15 protein-coding genes are annotated in these 13,140 nt (G+C 35.3%); 9 read left to right on the top strand and 6 right to left on the bottom strand.

The window, feature by feature from the left end; genetic code table 11:
* Positions 1-12: 12 nt before the first annotated feature.
* Entirely contained in the window at positions 13-591 is a 579-nt protein-coding gene (locus tag DN408_RS27420; RefSeq protein WP_002184778.1) for a lipoprotein BA_5634 family protein, read from the bottom strand.
* Between the two features lie 403 nt (positions 592-994).
* Here DN408_RS27420 and DN408_RS27415 point away from each other — a divergent pair, with 403 nt between their 5' ends.
* The 4 genes from DN408_RS27415 to DN408_RS27400 all read left to right on the top strand — a co-directional run bounded on the left by DN408_RS27415 (position 995) and on the right by DN408_RS27400 (position 3,505).
* The gene (locus DN408_RS27415; RefSeq protein ID WP_002015754.1) at positions 995-1,660 is read left to right on the top strand and encodes a PspA/IM30 family protein; all 666 of its coding nucleotides are present in this window, start codon (positions 995-997) and stop codon (positions 1,658-1,660) included.
* Positions 1,661-1,740: 80 nt separating this feature from the next.
* Positions 1,741-2,145: a DUF350 domain-containing protein gene (locus DN408_RS27410; RefSeq protein WP_002015753.1), complete on the top strand. Its 405-nt coding sequence runs from the start codon at positions 1,741-1,743 to the stop codon at positions 2,143-2,145.
* Between the two features lie 21 nt (positions 2,146-2,166).
* Entirely contained in the window at positions 2,167-2,673 is a 507-nt protein-coding gene (locus DN408_RS27405; RefSeq protein WP_002129592.1) for a DUF4178 domain-containing protein, read from the top strand.
* Positions 2,674-2,686: 13 nt separating this feature from the next.
* A complete protein-coding gene (locus tag DN408_RS27400; protein ID WP_002129590.1) occupies positions 2,687-3,505 on the top strand; it encodes a DUF4247 domain-containing protein in 819 nt (272 codons plus the stop codon).
* A 366-nt stretch (positions 3,506-3,871) separates the two neighbouring features.
* On the opposite strand, the gene DN408_RS27395 is transcribed toward DN408_RS27400, so the two are convergent.
* Positions 3,872-4,744, bottom strand: coding sequence for a YitT family protein (locus DN408_RS27395; protein ID WP_000738210.1), 873 nt, complete (start codon positions 4,742-4,744; stop codon positions 3,872-3,874).
* Positions 4,745-4,946: 202 nt separating this feature from the next.
* Complete coding sequence (locus DN408_RS27390; protein WP_002129589.1) at positions 4,947-5,981, bottom strand: YdcF family protein; 1,035 nt, start codon at positions 5,979-5,981, stop codon at positions 4,947-4,949.
* A 745-nt stretch (positions 5,982-6,726) separates the two neighbouring features.
* Here DN408_RS27390 and DN408_RS27385 point away from each other — a divergent pair.
* Together DN408_RS27385 and DN408_RS27380 are read left to right on the top strand one after the other, a co-directional pair.
* On the top strand, positions 6,727-7,539 hold the full coding sequence (locus tag DN408_RS27385; protein ID WP_002089166.1) for an S-layer homology domain-containing protein: 813 nt from the start codon (positions 6,727-6,729) through the stop codon (positions 7,537-7,539).
* Between the two features lie 84 nt (positions 7,540-7,623).
* A complete protein-coding gene (locus DN408_RS27380) occupies positions 7,624-7,857 on the top strand; it encodes a spore germination protein (RefSeq protein WP_002129587.1) in 234 nt (77 codons plus the stop codon).
* A gap of 169 nt (positions 7,858-8,026) precedes the next feature.
* Here DN408_RS27380 and cydB read toward each other — a convergent pair whose 3' ends face one another.
* Together cydB and cydA are read right to left on the bottom strand one after the other, a co-directional pair.
* Entirely contained in the window at positions 8,027-9,055 is a 1,029-nt protein-coding gene (gene cydB / locus DN408_RS27375; protein WP_002129586.1) for a cytochrome d ubiquinol oxidase subunit II, read from the bottom strand.
* On the bottom strand, positions 9,045-10,394 hold the full coding sequence (gene cydA / locus DN408_RS27370; protein WP_002129584.1) for a cytochrome ubiquinol oxidase subunit I: 1,350 nt from the start codon (positions 10,392-10,394) through the stop codon (positions 9,045-9,047). The genes cydB and cydA overlap by 11 nt, the downstream gene beginning before the upstream one ends.
* A gap of 224 nt (positions 10,395-10,618) precedes the next feature.
* Between cydA and DN408_RS27365 the strand changes: the two genes are divergently transcribed.
* Positions 10,619-11,182: a beta-class carbonic anhydrase gene (locus DN408_RS27365; RefSeq protein ID WP_002015742.1), complete on the top strand. Its 564-nt coding sequence runs from the start codon at positions 10,619-10,621 to the stop codon at positions 11,180-11,182.
* On the opposite strand, the gene yidD is transcribed toward DN408_RS27365, so the two are convergent.
* Positions 11,179-11,415, bottom strand: a complete 237-nt coding sequence (yidD, locus tag DN408_RS27360) for a membrane protein insertion efficiency factor YidD (protein WP_002112460.1) — start codon at positions 11,413-11,415, stop codon at positions 11,179-11,181. The genes DN408_RS27365 and yidD overlap by 4 nt on opposite strands.
* A gap of 128 nt (positions 11,416-11,543) precedes the next feature.
* Here yidD and luxS point away from each other — a divergent pair, with 128 nt between their 5' ends.
* Both luxS and DN408_RS27350 read left to right on the top strand, forming a co-directional pair.
* Complete coding sequence (gene luxS, locus DN408_RS27355; RefSeq protein ID WP_001141371.1) at positions 11,544-12,017, top strand: S-ribosylhomocysteine lyase LuxS; 474 nt, start codon at positions 11,544-11,546, stop codon at positions 12,015-12,017.
* Between the two features lie 218 nt (positions 12,018-12,235).
* The gene (locus DN408_RS27350) at positions 12,236-12,997 is read left to right on the top strand and encodes a MerR family transcriptional regulator (protein WP_002034457.1); all 762 of its coding nucleotides are present in this window, start codon (positions 12,236-12,238) and stop codon (positions 12,995-12,997) included.
* The last annotated feature ends 143 nt before the right edge of the window (positions 12,998-13,140 follow it).

Below are 13,140 nucleotides of genomic sequence, written 5' to 3'. Positions count from 1 at the left end.
AAGCTTTTTTGTTTACTTTTTAATTTTTACAAGCTGAGAAGCTTCTACTCCGTTGTAACCAGGGAATTCTTTACTAGGGTCTTTATCGAATTTTAATACACCAACAGATTTTTCATCACCTTTTACATTTCCATAAGTTGCATCGTCAACAATTGCGAACATGTCTGCATATGCACGGCCACTTCCGATAATTGTGTTGCCTTCGTATTTTAATTTTGTCCCATCAAGTGTAGCATTTTCTACTTTCTCTTTTGCAAATAACACGCCTTCTTCTGTTGTTACAGCTGGTAATTTATCAAGTGGTTTTGTATCATCGTTTTTATCAACTTTGCTAAGTAATTCTTTTTTCACCAGTTCTTCACCAGTTTTCTTATCCATTACAAGAACTTTTTTACCCTCTAATGTTGTCATTTTCATTTTATAGAAGTCTTTTTCTTTCACTTCTTTTTTATTTTTATCTGTAACTTGTTGAATTTGCTCATCTGTTCCGTATAGTACAAAGCCGTTCGCTTTTTCTCCTAATAAAGAACAACCTGATAATGCTCCGAATGAAATTGCTGCTGCTAATCCGATTCCTACTAATTTTTTCATGATGATTGCTCCTTTTATATGTTTTATAGTAAATACATTTTTTGTATTAGTCCTGAAATTATGAGAAGCTTGTTTGTTGCTTCTGGTATTAGTGTATAAGAAATATTGAAACGTAACTATCGAGTTAGCTTACAGTAACATTACAATAATGTAATTTAGTGAAAGTGCATAAAAATATGTCAATTCTGAAGAGGATTAATGAGAATATATTAGGAATACAATGTTTTATCTAGAATGTCATATTATATTGGCTGTATTTTGGAAATAACATGTAAGGACATATTAGTTTTGTTATAATAAACACATAGGCTGTAAAAATGAATATTCTTTACTGTTAAGGGAGATTTTTCAGTTTTCCAAGTAGTGAATTTGAAATATGAGGTAAGTCATAGGAGGAATTAGAATGTCTGTATTTAAACGATTACGAGATTTAACAATGTCGAATGTATATTCATTAATTGAAAAAGCGGAAGATCCAGTTAAGATGACGGATCAATATTTACGCGATATGCAAGCGGATGTACAAGAAGCTGAGAAAAGTGTAGCAGCTCAAATTGCACTTGAGAAGAAATTCAAAATATTATTTGAAGAGCAAGAAGCACTTGTGAAAAAACGTGAAGAGCAAGCTCATATGGCTGTTCAAGCAAGCAATCTTGACCTTGCGCGTCGTGCTCTTGAAGAAAAACAAAATGCAGAGCAAAAGATGAATGAGTATAAAGCGAGCTATGAGCAAAACAAAGCAGCTGCTGATAACCTTCGTCTTAAGCTAGAAGAAATGCGTAAGCAATTAACAGAGCTGAAAAATAAACGTGAAACACTTGTTGCACGTGTAAATGCAGCGAAAGCACAAAAGAATATTAATCAGGCGATGTCTGGATTTGATTCAAATTCAGCAAAAGCTGGTTTAAGCCGTATGGAAGAGAAAGCACTTCAATTAGAGGCTGAAGCAGAAGCAAGCGGTGAAATTTACAAGAAAGAAAAGTCGTTAGATGATGAATTCGCAAGCTTAAACAAAAATTCTGTTGTTGACGATGAATTAGCTCGTATTATGAAGCAGTACGAGAAATAATATAGAATAGACAAAGAAACCGACATGTCTGAAGAGAATTCATGTCGGTTTTCTATTACTTTTTTAGAGGAGGTTTTGTAATGACGTGGATGAATGTTTTAGCTATGCTTGTATGGACTGGAGCGAGTGCGGTACTTTTATTTGCAATTATGTGGGTTGATTCGATTTTTACAAAATACAATGATTTAAAAGAAATGAAAAATGGAAATACAGCAGTGACAACGCGTTTCGTTATGAAATTATTTGCGCAAGGGTACATTTTATCTCAATCTATAACGAAAGCGAATGACTTATGGCAAGCGCTTCTTGCCTCAGCAGTTTCATTCGTTATTTTATTAATTGTAGAAATGTTCATTGAGTTTGTGTTAAAGAAAATGTCTGGTTTAGATTTAGAAGAAGGAACGAAAGAAGGCAGCTTAGCACATGCGTTGTTAGCTGGTTCATTACATATCGTTGGTGCACTTATTTTAGGTGCTTGTTTATAAAGAGAAAAGGAGGGGTAGATTGTGAGTTTATTTAAACGTATTAAAAATATAATGAAGAGTCCGGAGCCGCCGAAGCCAGAAAAGAGTCTTTTAACGTTGGCTCCTGGCGATATGATTGAAGTCTCGTTAGTCATGTACGAATTAACTGGGAAAATGAGCATGCATTCTCGCAAGGAGATTATTTTAACTTTGCAGGATGGGAAAGATATTCGTTATTTGAAAATTGAAGACCGTGAAAATACGTATTACAAATTGTATACACCGATTGATGGTCGTTTAGATTCAATCGATGAAATTCCGACGACGATTGAAATGGATGATATAGAGTATCATATGGAAGAACAATATAATGGACGTGTTGTTGTTATGGGGAAAACACCATTCGCTGCTTCAGAAGAACAGTACGTATGGGAATTCCAATCTGATAACCGCAAATTATTACGTGTTGAATGGCAAAATGGTCGCACAATGATGTATGAGGGAGAAGTAATTATTCCTGCTGATGTACAAATCATAAGAGCAACATAAGGGGGGCGTAATCATGTCAAACCGATTGTTTACCATGATTAAATCGTTCGTGATCCCTATACTTGCTATCGTTACATTACTTGTTATTGCCGGTTATGCTTTATCGGGCTGTCAAAGTGGTCAGGCGAAGTCAATTCAGGACCGTTACCCACTAGAGTCTGTCGCAAAGGATGGTAAACAAGAATCTTACGTGTATAGGGCCGCCAATCGGTCAGTTCCTGAAGTTGCAAAGGAACTTATAGCCGAAAGGAAACCGAAGCAAGCATCTAAAGAAGACGAAAATCAAATGTTCCTCGTTTATTCTGATAAAATGTATAATTTACAAAAGGATAAAGAGAAACCATCTGATACGTTAATTGAAATAAGCAATGAAGAATTTGTCCGTCAAAATTACCAACCATCCTTCTTACAAGGATATATCATGGGGAGTATATTAAACGATATATTCGGTTCACGCAAATCATCATACGGTGATTATCGCGGATATAATGACAGACAAAATCATAAACCGGTGATCCCGGAAAGACCACCTACGAAAGAGGAAAAGAAAACCCCGCCTCCAATTACGAAGGAAGGGAAAGGATCTATTATTAAGCGAGGCGATAATGTAGATCCGAAATCATCTGTAGGTGATAAAGGAAGTATTACGGAAAAAGGAAGTAAAACGACGCCACCGCCTTCTACCGGAAGCAAAGGGAAAATTACGAAAAACCCGGGTGGCTCGAGTGGATCTGATGTGAAGCCGAAATCATCCATTAAAACCCCACCAAAGAATACGTCGCCCCCGAAAACAAGGGTTGGCGGTTCAGGGAAAATTATGAAGAGAAGATAGTATAGAGACCGAAAAGTGGAATTTGCTTTTCGGTCTTTTTATTATGGGGATTAATTCCTCAGTTTGTTTATTAGCACAACGATGAAATTTCACTTTATAGTAGGTATTCTATGGATACTGTGTACATGTACTCTCTTTCTATATGTTCCGCTTCGCTTTCAGCATGAAGTGCCCGCCTTTCAAAAGTCCGTCGATTGGATTAAAAGCGGGGGAAGATGGGGGGAGTAAAATATATCAACGGTTTTTCGATTATATCTATCGTAGCTCAAAATATATCAACGATTCGAAAAGGAATATCGATTTACCAACTTCATAATAAAAAGAGGCTGCACCAATATTTTGGCACACCCTCTTTTTTCATAATGATTAATGAATATCACGTTTCTTAAAGTTACCGCCTTTTACTTCAGCTACGTCATAAACTGTAATAAAGGCATTAGGATCGATTTCATTAATCAGGTCCTTCATTTTACTTTCTTCTAAACGGTTAATTACACAAGAAATTTCTTTGAATTTCTCTCTTGAATAACCACCATATACTTCGTTATACGTTGCGCTTCGGCCTAAACGATCGCGAATTGTTTCTACCATTAATTCAGGCTCTTTCGTGATGATTTTAAATGTTTTCGAACCACTTAAACCAACTTCAACGATATGAATCACTTTCGAAGCGATAAAGTAAGCAATTGCCGAAAGGATAGCCCCTTGAAGACCAAATACTGTTGAAACAAAAATAAAGACAAACATATTTAAGAATAAAATAAGGTCACTTGTTCCAAAAGGTAACTTACGAGAAAGTAATACAGCTAGCATATCGATTCCATCTAATGCGCCGCCGTTACGTAAGGCTAGTCCCATACCGAAACCGATAATAATACCACCAACAACTGTAACGAGTAGTGTATCGCCTTCAATAATAGTTGGTATTCCGTGCATGACAACGGTACCTATTGCTAATGAAGCAATCCCGATGATGGAATAAATTGCAAAGCTTTTACCGATTTGTTTATATCCTAACCAAACGAAAGGAATGTTAATAACTGCGATTAGAGCTCCTAATGGCAATCCAAATAATCTTGAACTAACGATACTTAAACCAGTCACACCACCGTCGGATACGTTATTTGGAATTAAGACAGCTTCTAATCCGTACGCTGTGATAAATGCCCCAATAATAATCATCAAAGCTTTTGAAGCAATTTTCAGCTTATTGGGCTTACTCTTGATCATTTTTTTCATATAATTTCCTCGTTTCAAACTAGTTTCTTTTTCTTACATGTTTGCTAATCAGTTCGATTCATGCCTAACAACCATTTTAACATTATATTTGAAAAAATTCTCCTTTAATGGATGTATGCAGGGAATATTATCACCATAGTACCATTAAAATATTTTTGAAATTCGTATAAGAAATCCCATCCTTTTAAAGGATGGGATGTTGTTAAGAAAGTATAAAACTAACGACTGTTAGGAATAAAGCGAAACCTAAAATAGTTCCACATATTTTCATATGGCGCTTACGCCCCATAACGACAATTGCGACATATTCGCGAATCATTGCATTAGGCCAGTAATAAAAGGCTGTTTTTGATCCGATTCCTTGGCTATTAAGGCCAGCTTGTCTTGCATATATGCCAGCACGGAAAAGATGGAAATTATTCGTTGTAAAAATACTTTTATACTTACCTTCTGGCTTTAAAGAATCCATAATTTCTTTAGAGAACGACATGTTTTGATATGTGTTTACAGAACGATTTTCTTGTACCGTATGTTCAAGCGGAATGCCTTTTTCAACAGCATAATTTTGCATCGCTTCTGCTTCCGGAAGACCTTCATCAGGCCCTTGCCCACCAGAGAAAATGATTGTTGGTGGTGTATTCACAGCGGCTTGCTTCCAATAAAAGTCGATTGCTTTATTAATGCGACTTGCAAGTAAGGGTGGCACTTTGTCATTAATTAAGCCGCTACCAAGAACGATGATGAAATCTTGATTACGTCTCGGTCTATTGAATTGGTATAGAAAATAAGCGCTTAAGAAGTTAGATAAATGTATAAAGAAATACATAGTTACAAGAGAAATAGCAGCAAAAATAAATTGAAAATGCTCTGAGAATAAACTTGCTGGATTTATGATAGGGATTAGTATACAGAATAAAATCCCTAAAGCAGCAATTAAAGTTAAAGAGTTTGTAAAGCGTCTTCCTTCACGCCTCATCAAGATTCTCGCATTAAGAAATAGTCCAAACATTAGAGCAACGATGCCAAAAGGTATCATGAAAAGTAGAGCTAACATGGGTAGAATAACGATGAAATGTAAAGTGTTACTACCAGATGCAAACGAGGCGATTGCACAAAATAATAGAAATGAACAGAAAAAGGCATTAAATAAAAAGCCATTTATTATTTTTCGTGGATCTTTTAAGTAAGAGATAAGAAAAATAATAAACAATATAAGAGGAATGATTCCGAAAAACATAAATATAGTACACCTCAATTTGTATAATGTTTTATTGCATCCTTAATATTACATGATTTTGAAGATGTTGATAAAAAAATAACGATTTAGAATTTTCTCAACAATTGATATAGTTAAATATGGTAAAATGTATTCAAAGTGATATATTAAAAGTAAAATGGTTGAAGAGGCACTCTGTGGAGTGTCTTTTTCTTTTTGGTATGTAATTATGCATATTATGTTTATTTTCAAGGGAAGAGGATTAAAATATAAGTTGTGGATACACGCTATAAAGCAGAATTTTATATTAATATTTACCTCTACTCTTTTTGTACCTAACACTCTTGTAACAATTCATGATTCTGTTTTCTAGTGTGTGTTTACAAAAAGCGGGATGGGGTATATATAAACAGGGGAAAGGACGTCTTCTTGAAAGGCGTCTTTTTGTTTCTTAGTATAGATAATTTCCACTATTAACGTAGTGCAAACTATCTATACTAAACATTAGCAATCTTCCGTATAAAGATTATCAATTTACTATATATTCCAGTGGTGTTAAGCTACATATGAAAGGCTTTCTTTTTCAAAATATTACCCCTAATAAATTTTGAAAGAGTCAACTGTCTCCAAAATTGCCATTTGTGCTTAGCAAAAAAAGAATCCTTCGGGGTTCTTTTTTTGTATTCGACAGAATATGACAAAATGGATTTATATAATTTGTTATATTGTTAAATGGTTATTATGGAAAAGAGAAGGAGACTTAAGTATGGGATTTAAAAAATTACTTTTAACAGGTGCAATTGTTGCAACTACAGCATTTACTTCAATCGGGACAGCGCAGGCAAGTACTCAGTTTAAAGATGTTCCAAACAATCATTGGGCTTATAAGGCAATTATGGATTTAGCAAATAAAAACATTGTTGCTGGATATGGAAATGGGATTTTTGGATTTGGTGATGATGTAACTCGTGAGCAAGTTGCAGCCCTTATGTTCCGTCAATTAAAGCCAGCAGTAAAAGAACAGTATAATAATCCGTATAAAGATGTTACTGATCGTTCGACTCAGTTTAAAAAAGAGATTCTTGCTTTAACAGAGATCGGTGTATTCGCTGGAGATGACACAGGGAACTTTAGGCCGAAAGATTCGTTAACTCGCGATGAAATGGCACAAATTTTAACAAAAGGGTTTCAATTGCAAATTAGAGGGGATCATAATTTCCCGGATGTAGATAGAAATGGATGGGCGAATCCTGCGATTACTGCAGTTAAATCAAATTATATTACAGCTGGAACTGGTGATGGTAAATTCGCACCTAGAATGCATGTAAGTCGTGAGCAATATGTTCAGTTCTTATATAACGCGACATTACCACTTGAAGAAAGACCAGGAGCAAGACAAGAACAACCACAACCAGAGGTGAAGCCGGAACAAAAGCCAGAACCAAAACGCTTTGCTAACTGTAAAGAAGCAAATGATGCTGGAGTTTACGATATTACAAGAGATAGTCCGTATTACGGTAAGCATTTAGATCGTGATGGCGATGGAATTGCTTGTGAGAGAAAGAAGAGCGGTAAATAAGAAAAAAGCACTCAGCCTGAGTGCTTTTTTCTTATTCACACATGCTATTTTTTTAGGCGATTCTCATAGAATGGGAGTAACGAAATGAAAGTAGGTGATAAAATGCCAGCTATTGTGGAAGGGGTTATTATTGAGAACTGTAATGGGACAATTAACTTAGGTGATAAATATAACGTACATCCAATTGAAAAAACGAAAGCTTATAATGGATCGGGATCTTCAAATACCGGATTAAATGTGAGGACATTCAGTGGTATTAGTACGGCAGATGTAACGGATGACGATGTGTATGACCAAGTAATTCAATCTACGTTATAATTTTTATATGTAAAATTGCATAAAATGATGTGCTTGCCCTGTGATACAATTTAGTTGTGAGCTGTTAGTGATTCTTCTTTATCATAGTTGTTAGATTAGAAATGTAACATCTTATCGAAAATCATACGTAAAATAAAAAAGACACTTCGCTCGAAGTGTCTTTTTTATTTTAGTGATATCCTTTAGCAGAGTCTTTATGAATTTTATTTTTAAATATGCTGTAGCTCCAAAGCTGATATCCAATAACGATTGGTACCATGACGATTGCAACGAAGAACATAATTTTTAAATTTAATTGACTACCAGCTGCGTTGTATAACGTTGTACTATAAGCGTCGTTAATACGAGATGGTAACATTCTTGGGAACATACCTGCAAAACCAGTTGTCATAAACATTGCGATTGTTAAGCAAACGAATGTGAATGCAAGGCCGATTTTATGTTTGTACACCATAATAAGTGTGAGTACACTCATTAACATTGCAAGTACTGGAAGAATGAATAGTACAGGATATTCCGTGAAGTTTTGGAATAAATTTGTACGATTTGCAGTTGCGACATAGAAGATAGCTAAAATGATAGCAGCTGCCATTGAAAATGGTCTTGCGATTTTATAAGCACGATCAGATACTTCGCCAGTTGTTTTAATCATAATCCAAAGGGCACCAGATACGACGAATATAGCAGTGAAGAAAAGACCGCCTAAAATACCATAATGGTTTAGTAAGCTAAGTAAAGTTCCTTCATAACCATCTTTTCCGATTTGCAGCCCGTAATACAGGTTAGCGAATGTAACACCGAATAAGAAGGCGATTAGGAAACTACCAATTGTAAATGCCCATTTACAAGTTTTTTGCCAAATTGGTGAATCGTCTTTATGCATAAATTCAAGTCCAGCGGCACGAGCAAATAGTGCAAGTAATACTAAAAATAGTGGTGTATATAGGTAGCTAAACATATTTGCATATGTGACTGGAAAGGCAGCAAATGTTGCACCACCAGCTGTAATTAACCATACTTCATTACCACCCCAGAACGGGCCGATAGCTTCTTGTAATTGATTTCGTTCTTGTCGGTCTTTCGCAACGAATGGGAAAATCATTCCGTTACCGAGTGCGTAGCCATCAAGAATGAAGTACACTGTCCAAATTACGCCCCATAAACCGAACCAGATAATTGCAAGCATATCATGAGACATGAGCCGCACCTCCTTCAGTAGCAGGTTCTTCTAATGCAGCGGGTCCTTTTTTCGCGAACTTCAGCATTAAGTATACGTCTGCAATTAAGAGTAAAGTGTAGAACAATATTAAACTAATTAATGAGAACCAAATTTGTGGAACTGATATAGGTGACACGGATTCTGCTGTACGCATTAGTTTATAAACTGTCCACGGTTGACGACCTACTTCAGCGACAATCCAGCCAGCATTAATTGCAATATATGGAAGTAAAACAGACCACATTGTAATTTTTAAATAACGTTTTGAGTTTTCTAGTTTTCCTTTTCGGTTTAAATAGAAACCGTACCAAGTTAATGCCATAAAGAACATGCCAAGTGCAACCATTAAGCGGAAGCTATAGTACACGAGGTTAACATTTGGACGATCTTCTTTTGGAATATCTTTTAAACCAACAATTTCTCCATCAAATGAGTTTGTATAGAAGAAACTTCCGAGCTTTGGAATAGTAAGTAGTTCAAAGTTTTTTTCATTTTTCACATCCGGAATTTGAATGATTGAGAAGCCTTGTCCTTTTCCGGTTTCCCAAACAGCTTCCATCGCAGCTCCTTTTGCTGGTTGATATTTAGCAGCTGATACACCGGATTGATGGCCCATAAATGGTGTAATTGTTGCGGCGAATAAACCTAACATTAAACCAAATTTAAATGATTTTTTGAAGAATTCCACTTCGTTTTTACGTAGTAAGTGATATGCACTAATTGCCATAACGAAGAAAGCACCGACAATATAACAACCAATTACAGTGTGGAAGAACATATTCCATGCATATGGATTTGTAACAAGTGCCCAGAAGTCATTTAATTCAGCGCGGCCGTTACGTACTACGTACCCAACAGGATTTTGCATGAATCCGTTTGCAGTAATAATCCAAAGGGCAGAAATATTTGTTCCAAGTGCAACCATCCACATACAGAAAGCACGGAATTTTGGTGAGATTTTGTCTTTACCGAATAACCATATTCCCATGAAAGTAGATTCTAAGAAGAAGGCAACGAGTGCTTCGATTGCGAGAGGTGATCCGAAAATATCCCCCATATATTTGGAGTACTCAGACCAGTTTGTTCCAAATTGGAATTCCATCGTAATCCCAGTTATAATCCCCATTACGAAGTTAATTGTAAAAAGTTTTCCCCAGAAATTTGCCATTTTGCGGTATGTTGGATTCAATGTGCGGGCGTATTGAGTTTCCATACATGCTACTAAAATAACAAGTCCGATTGTCAAAGGTACAAATAAAAAGTGATAAAAAATAGTAATTGCAAATTGAAAACGACTTAGTAACAGAACGTCGGACATAATAAATATTCACTCCTTTTTTACATTATCTACAATCAGTTTATAGTGAAAAAATGTTTAAAGTATGTGAGACTTGTTACAAAGGTGTGTGTATATTTTGAAAGAATTATGTCGATTATCTGAAAATATCCTATTTTTACTATAAAGCAATATCCTTTTTGAGTTTTTCAAATTTTGGTACACTACATATGTAATGTAAATGAGAGAAAAGAGGGTTCTTTACTATGAAGTCATTAGAAGAGATTTTACAATACAATGAAAAATTCGTTGAAGAGAAAAAATACGAAGAGTATGAAACAGGAAAATTTCCAAATAAAAAAATGGTAATTATCTCTTGTATGGATACTCGTCTTGTTGAATTATTACCGAAAGCAATGAATATGCGTAACGGTGATGTGAAAATTATTAAAGTAGCAGGCGCTGTTATTTCACATCCATTCGGAAGTATTATGCGTAGTATTTTAGTCGCTGTATATGAGCTTGGAGCTGATGAAGTATGTGTTGTCGGTCATCATGATTGTGGTATGGCAAAAATTCAAGCAAGCAGCACAATTGAAAAAATGAAAGAGCGCGGCGTAACAGAAGAGAAATTAGATACACTTCGTTATTCTGGAATCGATTTAGAAAGATTCTTACAAGGGTTCTCTAGTGTAGAAGAAAGTGTAGAACATAGTGTGTCAATACTCCGCAACCATCCGTTACTTCCGGAAGAAGTACCTGTTCACGGTCTTGTTATAGATCCTGACACAGGAAAATTAGATTTAGTTGTAAATGGTTACGACAATTAAGAATTTACTTTGTCATCCTTTTTATCTGGGACAGGATCAAATCCTCCTGGATGGAAAGGGTGACATTTTAATATACGCTTACATGTAAGCCAAAATCCTTTGAAGGCACCGTGTTTTTGAAACGCTTCTAATCCATAATGAGAGCAAGTCGGATGAAAGCGGCACGTTGGCGGTGTCATCGGAGAAATGAACTTTTGATAAAAGCGTATAATACCGATAAAAATCTGTTTCATAATGGTCTCCTTTTCAGCATAGTCTTAAAGTATTATAGCACGACAGTACATAATACTTTACTAATGTGCATTTCCGTTATATCATATTGGATATAACGGAATTAAATTAAAAGCGGGAGAGATGTTGTATGCCATCAGTAGAAAGCTTTGAATTAGATCATACGATTGTAAAGGCACCTTATGTAAGACATTGCGGAGTTCACAACGTAGGTAGCGACGGTATTGTAAATAAATTCGATATTCGTTTTTGCCAACCGAATAAACAAGCAATGAAACCAGATGTTATTCATACGTTAGAACATTTATTAGCATTTAATTTACGTAAATATATTGATCGTTATCCGCATTTTGATATTATCGATATTTCACCAATGGGTTGCCAAACAGGATATTATCTTGTAGTAAGCGGAACACCGACGGTTCGAGAAATCATTGATTTATTAGAACTAACATTAAAAGATGCGGTTCAAATTACAGAAATTCCAGCTGCAAATGAAACACAATGTGGCCAAGCGAAGCTTCACGACTTAGAAGGAGCACAACGCTTAATGAACTTCTGGCTAAGCCAAGATAAAGATGAACTTGAAAAAGTATTTGGATAAAGAAAAACTGCCTGTGAAAGGGCAGTTTTTTTATTTGTAAAAGAGAAAGGTACAGATTTTATATAAAAACAATGAGTTTCACTTATGAGCATTTTTAAGAAATGAAAGGCAGTAGGTGAATATATTAATGAAAGCTCCTGTTTAAAAAACAGGAGTATTGACTTTAACGTATACGTCAAAGTTTATAGTGAAGATAAATAAGGCGTGAGGAGGAAACGATGGATAAGTATAGCATTGGTGAAATTTCAAAAGAAACGAATGTAACGACGAGAACACTTAGATATTATGAGGAAATTGGATTATTAAAACCGTCGTACGTTGCCGAGTCAGGATATCGTTACTATTCAAAAGATGATGTAATTACATTGCAACAAATAACAACGTTTAAAAAGCTTGGTTTTAAGCTTTCGGAAATAAAAAAAGTGTTAAAAGAGGAAAAGGGAAATTCAGAAGAAAGATGGAAAAGTGCAATTCAAAATGAGATTCGAACAATACAAGCAGAAGTAAAAAGATTACAGGACTTAGAAAAACTATTATATACAACATTTCATTCCATTGAATTAACAGGGGAGCTTAAAACAGAGGATTTAATGTTATTTATAAAATCCGTACAGGGAATTGATCAGAGGGAGAAATTTTGGAAAAGGTATTTTAATGAGGAAGAGCAGCAGATTATTCAGGGCTTACCAACATTTGAAGAAAACGATAAAAGAACGAAAGAGTGGTTGCAAGTATTAAGAGAAATTCGTGAGCGTATAAATGAACCAGTAGATTCACCAGAAGTTCAACAATTGGCGGAAAAAGTAGTGGATTTTTCCATGCACGTATTTCAAGAGGATGAACAATTAATAAATAAGTATTGGGAATTAATTAGACCTGAAGAGGGGGAGATTGCAAAAGTATATGGACTTGATTCGGAAACAATGGAGTATATAGATGAAATGGTAGAGTATTATTTGAAAAAGGAGGAAGATAAATGACAGCTATGCAAAAAGAGAAGCTATATGGAAAGGAGCACGCACGATTAGAGCGGCAATACTTTTATAAACATGTGAGCATTTTCATTCTTGCACAGCTTTTATTTATTTTTGTAATAGGGCTTGTACCACATCGCTATCAAGCT

Source organism: Bacillus sp. AR13-1 (assembly GCF_008042285.1).
Taxonomy (GTDB): domain Bacteria; phylum Bacillota; class Bacilli; order Bacillales; family Bacillaceae_G; genus Bacillus_A; species Bacillus_A mycoides.
Note: the sequence above shows the minus strand (reverse complement) of the source record. Positions and strands in the feature narration are given on the sequence as shown.

Coding starts and splice junctions, on each gene's coding strand:
- DN408_RS27420 (WP_002184778.1), bottom strand. CDS start 591: ATGAAAAAATTAGTAGGAATCGGATTAGCAGCAGCAATTTCATTCGGA.
- DN408_RS27415 (WP_002015754.1), top strand. CDS start 995: ATGTCTGTATTTAAACGATTACGAGATTTAACAATGTCGAATGTATAT.
- DN408_RS27410 (WP_002015753.1), top strand. CDS start 1,741: ATGACGTGGATGAATGTTTTAGCTATGCTTGTATGGACTGGAGCGAGT.
- DN408_RS27400 (WP_002129590.1), top strand. CDS start 2,687: ATGTCAAACCGATTGTTTACCATGATTAAATCGTTCGTGATCCCTATA.
- DN408_RS27395 (WP_000738210.1), bottom strand. CDS start 4,744: ATGAAAAAAATGATCAAGAGTAAGCCCAATAAGCTGAAAATTGCTTCA.
- DN408_RS27390 (WP_002129589.1), bottom strand. CDS start 5,981: ATGTTTTTCGGAATCATTCCTCTTATATTGTTTATTATTTTTCTTATC.
- DN408_RS27385 (WP_002089166.1), top strand. CDS start 6,727: ATGGGATTTAAAAAATTACTTTTAACAGGTGCAATTGTTGCAACTACA.
- DN408_RS27380 (WP_002129587.1), top strand. CDS start 7,624: ATGAAAGTAGGTGATAAAATGCCAGCTATTGTGGAAGGGGTTATTATT.
- cydB (WP_002129586.1), bottom strand. CDS start 9,055: ATGTCTCATGATATGCTTGCAATTATCTGGTTCGGTTTATGGGGCGTA.
- cydA (WP_002129584.1), bottom strand. CDS start 10,394: ATGTCCGACGTTCTGTTACTAAGTCGTTTTCAATTTGCAATTACTATT.
- DN408_RS27365 (WP_002015742.1), top strand. CDS start 10,619: ATGAAGTCATTAGAAGAGATTTTACAATACAATGAAAAATTCGTTGAA.
- yidD (WP_002112460.1), bottom strand. CDS start 11,415: ATGAAACAGATTTTTATCGGTATTATACGCTTTTATCAAAAGTTCATT.
- luxS (WP_001141371.1), top strand. CDS start 11,544: ATGCCATCAGTAGAAAGCTTTGAATTAGATCATACGATTGTAAAGGCA.
- DN408_RS27350 (WP_002034457.1), top strand. CDS start 12,236: ATGGATAAGTATAGCATTGGTGAAATTTCAAAAGAAACGAATGTAACG.